12 protein-coding genes and 2 rRNA genes (1 of these 14 only partly in view) are annotated in these 11,585 nt (G+C 49.9%); 13 read left to right on the top strand and 1 reads right to left on the bottom strand.

The window, feature by feature from the left end; all coding sequences use genetic code 11:
- The 13 genes from ACQYWX_RS21830 to ACQYWX_RS21770 form a co-directional block, all read left to right on the top strand.
- A 23S ribosomal RNA gene (locus ACQYWX_RS21830) occupies positions 1-937 on the top strand; it begins 1,954 nt to the left of the window's first position.
- A gap of 116 nt (positions 938-1,053) precedes the next feature.
- Positions 1,054-1,167: ribosomal RNA gene (gene rrf, locus ACQYWX_RS21825) — 5S ribosomal RNA — on the top strand.
- A 385-nt stretch (positions 1,168-1,552) separates the two neighbouring features.
- Positions 1,553-1,831, top strand: coding sequence for a septum formation initiator family protein (locus ACQYWX_RS21820; protein ID WP_127972699.1), 279 nt, complete (start codon positions 1,553-1,555; stop codon positions 1,829-1,831).
- Positions 1,832-1,915: 84 nt separating this feature from the next.
- The gene (gene ispD, locus ACQYWX_RS21815; RefSeq protein WP_431686336.1) at positions 1,916-2,626 is read left to right on the top strand and encodes a 2-C-methyl-D-erythritol 4-phosphate cytidylyltransferase; all 711 of its coding nucleotides are present in this window, start codon (positions 1,916-1,918) and stop codon (positions 2,624-2,626) included.
- Entirely contained in the window at positions 2,623-3,114 is a 492-nt protein-coding gene (gene ispF / locus ACQYWX_RS21810) for a 2-C-methyl-D-erythritol 2,4-cyclodiphosphate synthase (RefSeq protein WP_431686335.1), read from the top strand. The genes ispD and ispF overlap by 4 nt, the downstream gene beginning before the upstream one ends.
- Before the next feature lies 1 nt (position 3,115).
- Positions 3,116-4,084, top strand: a complete 969-nt coding sequence (truD, locus tag ACQYWX_RS21805; protein ID WP_431686334.1) for a tRNA pseudouridine(13) synthase TruD — start codon at positions 3,116-3,118, stop codon at positions 4,082-4,084.
- Positions 4,085-4,191: 107 nt separating this feature from the next.
- Entirely contained in the window at positions 4,192-4,941 is a 750-nt protein-coding gene (gene surE / locus ACQYWX_RS21800) for a 5'/3'-nucleotidase SurE (protein WP_127972691.1), read from the top strand.
- Entirely contained in the window at positions 4,938-5,600 is a 663-nt protein-coding gene (locus ACQYWX_RS21795) for a protein-L-isoaspartate(D-aspartate) O-methyltransferase (RefSeq protein WP_127972689.1), read from the top strand. The genes surE and ACQYWX_RS21795 overlap by 4 nt, the downstream gene beginning before the upstream one ends.
- Position 5,601: 1 nt before the next feature.
- Positions 5,602-6,516: a DUF368 domain-containing protein gene (locus tag ACQYWX_RS21790; RefSeq protein ID WP_431686333.1), complete on the top strand. Its 915-nt coding sequence runs from the start codon at positions 5,602-5,604 to the stop codon at positions 6,514-6,516.
- Positions 6,517-6,980: 464 nt separating this feature from the next.
- Positions 6,981-7,604 (top strand): peptidoglycan DD-metalloendopeptidase family protein, encoded by a 624-nt coding sequence (locus tag ACQYWX_RS21785; RefSeq protein WP_431686332.1) that lies wholly within the window; start codon positions 6,981-6,983, stop codon positions 7,602-7,604.
- A gap of 70 nt (positions 7,605-7,674) precedes the next feature.
- Complete coding sequence (rpoS, locus tag ACQYWX_RS21780) at positions 7,675-8,673, top strand: RNA polymerase sigma factor RpoS (RefSeq protein ID WP_011395785.1); 999 nt, start codon at positions 7,675-7,677, stop codon at positions 8,671-8,673.
- A gap of 276 nt (positions 8,674-8,949) precedes the next feature.
- Positions 8,950-9,516: a chalcone isomerase family protein gene (locus tag ACQYWX_RS21775; protein WP_431686331.1), complete on the top strand. Its 567-nt coding sequence runs from the start codon at positions 8,950-8,952 to the stop codon at positions 9,514-9,516.
- Between the two features lie 282 nt (positions 9,517-9,798).
- Positions 9,799-11,208: a tetratricopeptide repeat protein gene (locus ACQYWX_RS21770; protein WP_431686330.1), complete on the top strand. Its 1,410-nt coding sequence runs from the start codon at positions 9,799-9,801 to the stop codon at positions 11,206-11,208.
- Between the two features lie 108 nt (positions 11,209-11,316).
- On the opposite strand, the gene ACQYWX_RS21765 is transcribed toward ACQYWX_RS21770, so the two are convergent.
- Entirely contained in the window at positions 11,317-11,571 is a 255-nt protein-coding gene (locus ACQYWX_RS21765) for a hypothetical protein (RefSeq protein WP_127972680.1), read from the bottom strand.
- Between the last annotated feature and the right edge of the window lie 14 nt (positions 11,572-11,585).

Here is an 11,585-nt window from a genome sequence, read left to right as displayed (position 1 = left end):
GAATGGCGTAACGATGGGGGCGCTGTCTCCACCCGAGACTCAGTGAAATTGAAATCGCTGTGAAGATGCAGTGTATCCGCGGCTAGACGGAAAGACCCCGTGAACCTTTACTATAGCTTCACAGTGGACTTTGAACCTGCTTGTGTAGGATAGGTGGGAGGCTTTGAAGCGAGGACGCCAGTTCTCGTGGAGCCATCCTTGAAATACCACCCTGGCATGTTTGAGGTTCTAACTCTGACTGGTAATCCCGGTCGAGGACACTGTGTGGTGGGTAGTTTGACTGGGGCGGTCTCCTCCAAAAGAGTAACGGAGGAGCACGAAGGTGCGCTAAGTACGGTCGGACATCGTACGGTTAGTGTAAAGGCAAAAGCGCGCTTAACTGCGAGACAAACACGTCGAGCAGGTACGAAAGTAGGTCTTAGTGATCCGGTGGTTCTGTATGGAAGGGCCATCGCTCAACGGATAAAAGGTACTCCGGGGATAACAGGCTGATACCGCCCAAGAGTTCACATCGACGGCGGTGTTTGGCACCTCGATGTCGGCTCATCACATCCTGGGGCTGAAGCCGGTCCCAAGGGTATGGCTGTTCGCCATTTAAAGTGGTACGCGAGCTGGGTTTAGAACGTCGTGAGACAGTTCGGTCCCTATCTGCCGTGGACGTTGGAGATTTGAGGAGAGTTGCTCCTAGTACGAGAGGACCGGAGTGAACGAACCGCTGGTGTTCGGGTTGTGATGCCAATCGCATTGCCCGGTAGCTACGTTCGGACGGGATAACCGCTGAAAGCATCTAAGCGGGAAGCCCCCTTCAAGATAAGATCTCCCTGAGGACTTGATCCTCCTAAAGGGCCCTTGTAGACCACGAGGTTGATAGGCTGGGTGTGTAAGCGCTGCGAGGCGTTGAGCTAACCAGTACTAATTGCCCGAGAGGCTTGACCATATAACACCGAAGTAATTTACCGGTATTGATTGAGTATAACTGCTTATCCAAGTTAAAGGTCTTCTGACCAAGCGCCAACTAGACAAGCTAGACTAAGACAAAGCTTAACGGTTTTGCCTGATGATCATAGCGGACTGGAACCACCTGATCCCATTCCGAACTCAGAAGTGAAACAGTCCAGCGCCGATGGTAGTGTGGATTACCCATGCAAGAGTAGGTCGTCGTCAGGCTCTTAATACGAAGAACCCGTCCTCGTGACGGGTTTTTTTATGCCTGAAATTTATCGTCGGGTCGGAAAACTAAAGGCGCCTTACCCCTTCCACAGTAGCGCCAGAGTCTCTCTTACCATTACTGTACGCTTCTTCATCTACCTCAAATTGCTCTGGCTCCTTTCGACAGGGCTAAATTATGAAAAAAGAAATGTCATTAAATTTATGTAGTTATAAGTGTTTTCTACTGGAAATTATCAACACTTATCGACTATAAATAATAGAGTCTATAAAATAAGCGATTTCGCCCTACTAGAAAGTAAATTATCACGGCGGAATTTGCTTGAAGCAGCAGGGACGCAAAATGTCATTGACGACGAAAATATAACCTCATTGTCGTTCTGCTATGCGTGTAAATTGGTTGTGGACAGTTTTGGCGTTGATTATTGGCGTCCTTCAATTCCGTCTTTGGGTAGGCGAAGGTTCTTTCGCTCAGGCTTGGGTGCTTGATCGTCAGGTTGAGAGTCAGAAAGAAGAGAACGAGCAATTGGCGGAAAGGAATCGCAGGCTTGAGGCTGAAGTCATGGAGCTAAAACTCGCACAGAGCGCGATAGAAGAGAGAGCTCGCAGCCAGTTGGGGATGGTGTATCCTGACGAGCAGTTTTATTTGCTCATCGAAAACTGAACCTTTCTTGATTTTCCTTATTCGCTTCACTGATACTAGCCCGGTTTTTGCAGAAATCGAGCTTGATTAGTATTAGTAGGCAGTATGGAAGAGCATAAGCTTTGGGTGATAGTGCCCGCCGCAGGTGTTGGCTCTCGCATGGGGGGCGAATGCCCTAAGCAGTATTTGAAATTGCTTGATCGAAGCGTTCTTGAGCATACGCTGGATCGGCTATTATCAGCGCCTGGAATATCACAGATCTATTTGCCTCTTCATCCGCAAGACAAATGGTGGCCCGAGATTGCTGGCAAGTATATTGGAAAAACAATACCAGTAGCTGGCGGGGCGGAGCGGTCGACTTCAGTGCTCAATGCTTTAGAGAAGATGGAGCCTCACGCCTCTGCTGAAGACTGGGTGCTTGTGCATGATGTGGCTCGTCCTTGTTTCCGCATCAATGATATTTCCAATCTGATGCAGTCGTTATGGAATACTCAACCTGGCGGGCTTTTAGGCGTGCCTGTAGCCGACACAGTGAAAAGGACCAGTGCGACAGGTGAAGTGTTAGATACTGTGCCCCGGACTAATCTCTGGCGGGCGTACACCCCACAGATGTTTCGGTTTGGCATTTTATTGGCGGCTTTAAGGCAAGGGCTAGAAAAGGGCGTCAACATTACCGATGAAGCCTCAGCGATCGAAGCTCTGGGCTTGAGGCCTGTAATGGTAGAAGGGCATAGCGATAATATCAAAATTACCCATCCTCAAGATTTACCTCTGGCGGAGATATTCTTACGCCGCATTATGCAGGAAGAAGAATGAGTTTGTTTCGAGTCGGCCATGGCTTCGATGTCCATGCGTTTTCTGAGAGTGGCGACTTTATTGTCATTGGTGGAGTGAAGATTCCATATGATCGTGGCCTGCAAGCGCATTCAGATGGCGACGTCTTACTACATGCGATATGTGATGCTTTACTTGGCGCAGCAGCCTTAGGTGATATTGGTAAACATTTTCCTGATACCGATCCTTCTTTTTCTGGTGCAGATAGCCGAAACCTGCTTCGCTCTGTGGTTAGTAAACTGCATGAGAAGGGTTACAAGGTAGGGAATGTTGATGGGACTATCGTTGCACAAGCTCCTAAGATGGCTCCACATATAGAAAACATGCGAATCAATATTGCCGCTGACTGCAATGTTTCTATTGATTGTATAAACGTAAAAGCCACTACCACAGAAAAACTGGGTTACACCGGCCGTAAAGAAGGCATTGCCTGTCATGCGGTAGCATTGCTAGAGGCGCAAAAGAACTGATATGAATTTTGATCTTAACTTTCCTGGAATTTGGACTGACACGGCCCCTGGGATATGGCGTCAAACGCCGGAAGATTTCGGTGTGGATGAATTATGGACGCCACCAGACTCAGGAGGCGAGCATATTTTATTACATATTGAAAAGCGCGGGCAGAATACCGAGTGGGTATCTCGTAACCTCGCGCGTTTTTGTGGTGTGCGTGATTTTGATATCGGGTTAATGGGATTGAAGGATCGTCATGCCGTGACCAGACAATGGTTTTCAGTATATTTGGGGAAACGTCCTGAGCCGGATTGGAGTCAGTTAGAGATTGAAGGTGTAGAAGTTCTCAGCGTTACTCGTACGCAAAAAAAATTACGCCGAGGCGATCACTCAGGAAATGCTTTTAAGATCTGGGTCAGACAGGTGGAAGGAGTTCACGAGCAAATCGATGAAAAGCTTTCATTCATTCAGGCGAATGGTTTTCCTAACTATTTCGGAGACCAGCGCTTTGGCCACGATGGCTATAATTTACAACGTGCGAATGCATGGTTCGTAGAAGGCCAAAAACCGAAAAAGAAGGCCCATCTGGGGATGTATTTGTCTGCGGCGCGCTCTTATTTGTTTAATGAAATTCTGGCTGAGCGCCTTCGTCGAGGGGACTGGTTAACCATGATCGATGGAGATGAAGGCGCTCCTGCCGCCAGCTCTGTCGTATCTGAGTACACCGTTCCCACTGGCCCGATGTTGGGCGGCCCAGAGTTCTTGTCCGGGGCGGCCGGAGAGATTGAGCAACTGAGAACGGCATCTTTATCAGAATGGCTGACCGCTATTCACAAAGACGGCGCGCGGACAGCGCGGAGACCTTTTGTCGCTATGCCTGTAGATATGAGTTGGCAGTGGCTCAATGACGATATTGAGCTGACATTCTCTCTTGGCTCCGGCTGTTTCGCCTCTGTATTGCTGGACCAAGTATTTAGATTAAACTGATTCCAGCCAAACCTGTTTACTAATAGCTCCTCCCATTGTCACTATTATTGAAGCAATTGACTGCAAAGGCTGGTGACGAGGGAGTAGCGAAAAAAGGAAAAGCGGTAGTGAAATTATTATTGTCCAATGACGATGGCGTGCATGCGCCAGGTTTGTCGGCTCTGGCGGATGAGCTAAAAAATATTGCTGAGATTCGAGTAATTGCGCCAGATAGAGATCATAGCGGAGCGAGTAACTCACTGACGCTGACGCGCCCTTTGATTCTGCAGAAAACCTCACAAGGTTTCTTCGCTGTTGATGGTACGCCGACAGACTGTGTGCATATGGGGTTGAGCGAGATGTTCGGTTATGACGCAGAGCGAGTTGTATCCGGCATTAACTCCCACGCCAATCTGGGAGATGACGTGTTGTATTCCGGGACCGTCGCTGCAGCGATGGAGGGGCGTTTTCTGGCGCAACCCGCAATTGCTGTGTCATTGGTAAATCGGGGGCAAGAAAACTATGCGACTGCAGCGAAAGTGGTCGCCAACTTACTGCTCAGACAGTTAAAGTCGCCGATTGCTCCACGTACGGTGCTGAACGTGAATGTTCCTGACGTGCCTTTAGACGATATCCGCGGGATTCAGCTAACCCGTTTGGGACATCGTTTGAAAGGCGGCGAGCCCCACGAAATTGTGGACCCCAGAGGCCGCAAGCGTTACTGGATCGCAGCGGCGGGAGAGGGGGACGACGCCGGACCTGGTACGGATTTTTACGCGGTGGAGCACAACTACGTCTCCATTACGCCTATTCATGTTGATATGACTCGCTACGACGCCTTTAACCAACTACAGGATTGGCTGGGAGATACTGAGTGAACTTCGACTTGCAAGGCATAGGCATGACATCGCGGCGCACGCGTCTGCGTTTGATTGAGCGCTTGCGGAAAAACGGAATTCAGAATGAAGCGGTGTTGGAGGCGATGACTGAGGTTCCCCGGCATATTTTTGTCGACGAGGCTCTCGCGCATCGCGCCTATGAAGATACTGCTCTGCCGATAGGACACTCTCAGACGATCTCGCAGCCTTATATTGTGGCTCGTATGACCGAGCTGCTGTGCAGTGGTTGGAAACCGAAACGAGTGTTGGAAGTTGGCGCCGGCTCGGGTTATCAAACCGCAATTCTAGCCAGATTATCCACACAGGTTTATACCGTTGAGCGGATTGCGCCGCTGCTGGAAAAAGCGAAACTGAGGTTCAAGGCTCTAAAGTTAAATAACGTTAGCGCGAAATTATCCGATGGGCGTTGGGGATGGCCTGAACAGGGGCCTTTCGACGCAATTATGGTGACTGCGGCCCCGGAGCAGACGCCATCGGAGTTGCTGGAGCAACTTGCGGATGGCGGACGTCTTGTCATTCCGGTTGGCGGCGGCAACGAACAGATGCTGAAGGTCTATAAGAGACAAGGCGCGGAAATAGAGGAGAGCAGTTTGGAGCAGGTTCGATTTGTGCCTTTGTTAGGAGGCGTTGTTCGATAACATGTGGAAGACTTATCTGAAAGGCGTGGCCATGGGAGCTGCGGATATTGTTCCTGGCGTGTCCGGCGGTACGATTGCATTTATTTCCGGTATTTACGAGCGGCTTATTTCAGCTCTTGGGCGAATTCGTCCGGGGCTGATTAGCATCTGGCGCACGCAGGGATTTGCAGCGGTTTGGAAAGACATTGATGGAACCTTTCTGGCGACATTGTTCGCTGGCATTCTCACTAGCGTCTTTTCGTTGTCCAGGATCATCAGCTCTCTATTGCAGAGCCATCCTAATCTGATATGGGCCTTTTTCTTTGGATTGATACTGGGCTCCGTCTGGTTTGTAGGTAAGGCGATCAGAGAGAAGAATGCGCTAACTGCATTGTTGATCGGGTTGGGCGCTGCGGTGGCCTATGCGCTGACGGCTTTGAGCCCCACGAGTCTGGAGCCAACCTACCTGAACTTGTTCATAAGCGGCGCCATCGCCATTTGCGCCATGATTCTGCCTGGCGTTTCAGGCAGTTTCCTGCTGTTACTTCTTGGCATTTATGGTCCGGTCCTCGCGGCGGTGAAAGGCTTTGAAATTCTGCCTTTGTCCATCTTCGCCTCAGGATGTCTGATTGGCTTGCTGTCTTTCACCCACCTGCTAAGCTGGTTATTAAGACGTTACCACGACTACACCCTCGCAGTTCTGACCGGCTTTATGCTGGGCGCTCTCAACAAAGTCTGGCCATGGAAGTATACGCTGGAATATCGTATTGATTCTCATGGGGCTCAGGTCCCCCTTGTGCAGGCGAATGTTTTCCCCTCTCGTTACGAGGTGATCACAGGCGAGCCGGCGCAAGTGTTAATGGTGGCGGCGTTGTTCGCTATCGGCGCACTGATGGTGGTTGTGCTGGAAAAAGTGAGACTTGGTTATCAAAAATGAGAAAACACTTTTAGGAAATTAAATCACGTTAGTGTTACTTATTTTCCTTGGTGGTGTTACCTCAGGTATCAGGTATAACGAGCGAACCCGACGGCATTGAATCTATAACTCTATAGAATATAGTTGTAATTTAACTACTTAGGAGTTCATTTTAGAAACTTTTGTAAATAATGAGAATAATCTAGGCTGTATTAATTCCTTTTTGTTTTAAAAAAAGCTAAAAAGTGCATTGTCTAAAATCCCAAAAACACAGGTTTTGTAACAGACTGTATACTGGTAATGGCATTTTTTATGCTTTGAGATCGGTCGCTTTGTCGATCACGCTATTCTTGTGCGCCTGCACCTCTCCTTCTATATATAGAGACCCTGCATTTAACCCTCCGGTGTACTGGGGAAGCCATGTCGTAGAGAAAGGCGACACACTCTATTCTATCGCCTGGAGATATGGTCGGGATTATAAAGAGTTGGCTCGTATCAACCGGATACCCGCTCCCTACATGATTAAGCCGGGGCAGCGGATTTCTCTGGTTGTGCCGGATGGCTACCAGACTGCGAGCGCGCAGCCATCCAAGAAAACCAAAAAGACGACTGTCAAAACCAAGAAAACTTCATCTGTTAAGCCCAAGAAAACCACTCCGCCTAAAACTGCCCAGGCTCCCGCTTACAAAAATACACAAAAGAAAAAAGCTCCTGTAACCAGCAAAACCGATCGAATTGTTACCGGATGGGGGTGGCCCCATCATGGCCCGATTATTGATACTTTTTCTATTGCAGGCGATATCAATAAAGGCGTTGATATCGCCGGCAAAATCGGCGACCCGGTTTTAGCAGCGGCCAGTGGCGAAGTAGTGTATGCGGGTAATGGTTTGCTAGGTTACGGCAAGCTGGTGATTCTGAGCCACGGCGATGAATACATCAGCGCTTACGCGCACAACAGCAAGATACTGGTCAAGGAGGGTGACCTCATAAACCGCGGGCAGAAGATAGCCGAGATAGGTGAGACAGGGACCAACCGACCGATGTTGCACTTCGAAATAAGAAAAAACGGCAATCCGGTTGACCCTCTCAAGTACCTACCAAAACGATAAAACTTGCGCCTGAGCAAGTGCAAAACGTCATCAATACCCCGCAAGGGGTTAACGAGAGCAGGGCATCATCATGGCAGCAGAACGTGAATCTTACGCAGAAGATTTGGCTTACGATGTTGATATCGATTTGGCCGAAATTGAGGCTGAAGAGTTTGAAGACGATGAAAGTGATGTTGTTGTCTCGATTGATCAAGGACGTACCGGTCGTTTCTCCCTAGGTGAAGGCCAATCCTACAGAAACCTCGACGCCACTCAGATTTATCTGAACGAAATCGGTTTCTCCCCATTATTAACCCCGGAAGAAGAAGTTCATTTTGCGCGCATGGCGCGTCGTGGCGATGAGAAAGGCCGTAAGCGCATGATTGAGAGCAATTTGCGCCTGGTTGTGAAAATCGCCCGCAGATATGTGAACAGAGGCCTGAGCCTGCTTGATCTCATTGAGGAAGGCAACCTGGGTCTGATTCGCGCCGTTGAAAAGTTTGATCCTGAACGCGGCTTCAGATTTTCAACTTACGCGACTTGGTGGATTCGCCAGACGATTGAGCGCGCCATCATGAATCAGACAAGGACGATCCGTTTGCCGATTCACGTAGTTAAGGAATTAAATGTGTATCTTCGCGCGTCCCGCGAACTGACCCAGAAACTGGATCATGAGCCCAGCGCTGAAGAAATCGCCGACTTGCTGGAAAAGCCGGTGAAGGATGTTAAACGTATGCTCGGTTTGAACGAGCGCATCACTTCCGTCGATTCGCCGATTGGCGGCAACGCGGAAAAATCCCTTCTTGATACCGTCGCCGATGAGGCGAGCAATGATCCTGCCGAGCTGTTGCAGGATAGCGATCTTAAAGGCTGTCTGGACCGTTGGCTTGACCAATTGTCTGACAAGCAACAGGAAGTGATCGCCCGTCGTTTTGGATTGCGCGGTTATCCCATGAGCACATTGGAAGAAGTGGGGCAGGAAATTGGCCTGACTCGGGAAAGAGTGCGTCAGATTCAAGTAGAAGCGCTCAAGCGCATGCGCGAACTGCTGGAGAAAGAAGGTTTGACCGGAGACACACTGTTTAAGTAACTTTTGGTTACACTGTCGTAACAGTAAAAAGGGCGCATCCAGCGCCCTTTTTTAATGGACCGGTTAGACTTGCTGTCAGGAATGTCTTGCGCCTATAGTTGCGAACCAGCTCGCATAACCCGGTATAACTACCTGTTTTACCCTATCTACCGCTTTTGCGGGCTGCCTATAATGGAGTCCGCTCGCCGATTCGGAATTACCCCCGCACCGCTGAGCGCTTACAAACAATAAACAGCAAATAATTTAAATAACAATCAATGCAACTAGGGATGAAATATGAAACAACTAATTTCTGCACTTGTGCTCTTGCTGGTTCTATGCCCTTCCTCGCAGGCCGCCAAAGTGGCTGGCGTCGACATTCCCGACACGCTTAGCGCAGCGGGTTCTGAATTAAAGCTCAATGGCGCCGGCGTGCGCTCCAAATGGTTCATTGACGTTTATGTGGGCGGTTTATACCTGCCGCAGGCGAATAAGGACGCTTCTGCGATTGTGAAAGCGGACGAGCCTATGGCGATCAAACTGCATATGGTTTCAGATATGGTGACCAGTGAAAAGATGCAGAAAGCCACTACAGAGGGCTTTGAGAACGCGACTAATGGCAATACGGCTCCCATTAAAGCAAATATCGATAAGTTTATTGGCGTCTTCGATGAAGAGATCCAGGAAAATGACGAATTCGACCTGGTGTATCTCCCAGGCAAAGGCGTAGAGGTGTATAAAAACGACGCGCTTGCGGCCACTATTGATGGCGGCGTTGCTTTTAAAGAAGCTTTGTTTGGTATCTGGTTATCCGACAAGCCGGCTCAGGAAGAACTCAAGAAGGCGATGCTGGGCGCAAAATAGTCGCGGCAATTTCTTCCTAATCACACTTCACAGCCGAAGGCGGCTGGCTATTCTGGTTAAAGGCGGGGAATCCCGCCTTTTTCATTTCCAACGTTTCCCGCTGATGCCTCAATTTACCGTCGCTGATGAGCGCTATTGGCGATTTCGCCCTTTTTATTCAGTTAGGGTTAAGCTGGCGCAGGGTATAAATAGACTCACATAAAGGCAGTGGCGATGGGATCGGGTAGTGAAATCAGGTCCCGTCGTAATATTCGAAAAATATGAGAATGGTGTAGGAAGATAATGTTGTCTAATCGCTTCAAAAGGTTTGCGGGAGTGGCGTTGGTGGCTTTGGCTGTAACAGGATGCGCGCACCGTAACCTGATCAAGGATGGGGAAGAGTATTACGCTCAAGGCCGTTATGAACTGGCGGTTGAGAGGTATGAAGAAGCCTTGAAGTTAAAGCCCAACGATAAGGACACCCAGAATAGGCTGCAACAGGCGCGCAGAGACTTTACCGCGTGGTTGAACCAGGTAAGAAGCGCCGCTAACACAGCTTATGACCGCAATAATCTGGGCAAGGCCATGCTGCTTTACGGCAAAGTGGCGCAGGCGACACATGAGCAGTCCGCCTGGGATAGATATAACTCTGCTTATCAGACGATAGCGACGCAGCATCAGTTTCGCATTAAGTTGGACAGCGACCGGCGCGTTTTTGGCGATGATTTGGGGTATGGCGTAGCCGGATTGCAATTGGTCAATAAAGTAAACAGCAAACTTGGCAATGAGGCGCGCGTGAGCATGTCTCGGGCGCCGGTTCACTATAATCTGAGCGAGTCCGTTGTGCCGGAAGTGCAGCAGTATGTCAGCGGGCAGGTGATGGTGAGCAACCCTGACTTTATTCGTCTGCAGGGAGATGTGTCTGACCAGCGATATCAGTTGGATCGCGCTAAAGACAATATGCGGGACGCTCGCCGCGATTTTAAACGGGAGCGGCGGGAGCTGGAATCGACGGAGCGGGATCTGGCGAAAGAAGAAAGCGCGCTGAACAAACTTAACCTCACAGACCCGCAATATGACACACAGAAGAGAGAAGTCGACCGTCTGAAGGACAAGGTCTCCCGTCAAAGGGAGGAGGTGCGTAGAGCTGATGATGAAGTCGACAAGAGAGGCCGCAAACTGGATCGAGCAGATCACAAGCTGGACTCATTGCTGACCGAGTTCTCGATGGTTCCGCCAACCGTGATGGAGGATGTTTACTCCGACTACCACTACGAGAGATACATTCTAACCAAGACCGCCAGCTCTGCATTGGTGATGGAAGTAGATGGTCGCCGTAGCGATACCCCGGTGAATGTCGTCTCCGAAGACGATTATTACGATGATCACTACACGATTGGCTTGGCGCGTAAATCGGCGATGGTGGAGTCTGATCTGGATATGGAGGCGCGTCTGAATACTGAGGTGCGCATTGCCGCCCAAAACAGGCTCAAAGCCTTGGTGTCGGACTATAAACAGTCGCTGTTGCTGGAAGCGGCGCAGGTAGTGGGTAACGACGACCGTTTCGACGCTTGGGTGGCCCATGGCGTAGCAGGCTCGCCCGGTGTAGACGGCTTCCTGGCGGACAAAATGCGTCAGTACCTTGAGTTGGAGCTGGGAAGAGGCGGGGAGCTGGATATCAACGCATTACTGACCCTGCATCCTGGCGCATAAGCGATCACTATTTGATGAAATGAAAAAGGCGGTATTACCGCCTTTTTTGCGTCTGTCGCCAGGAATACAACTAAGGAGTTTTAATACATCAGGCGACGTTGGCGCAGTTCAGGGGATCAGACGAATAATCTGGTCGGCGATTTGGCCTTGCATTTCGGTCAGATCCCGAATGCCCCGGTAGGTTTTATGAATCATATTCTGCTGCAATACCCTGGCTTGATGGGCGACGCCTTCAAAAGGCTGGATTTTACCCAGCGCCAGCAGCGGCTTTTCCGCTATGGATGTGTGAATGCTTTCAAGTCGGATCAGGGACTTCTCGGTGGTGTCCTGCAGACGGTCCTTAACGCTTTGGATTCTACTCATGGCTTGACTCTCCT

The sequence above is a fragment of the Hahella sp. NBU794 genome (assembly GCF_050749805.1).
Classification (GTDB): Bacteria; Pseudomonadota; Gammaproteobacteria; order Pseudomonadales; family Oleiphilaceae; genus Hahella.
This window is presented reverse-complemented; position numbering and strand designations above follow the sequence as displayed.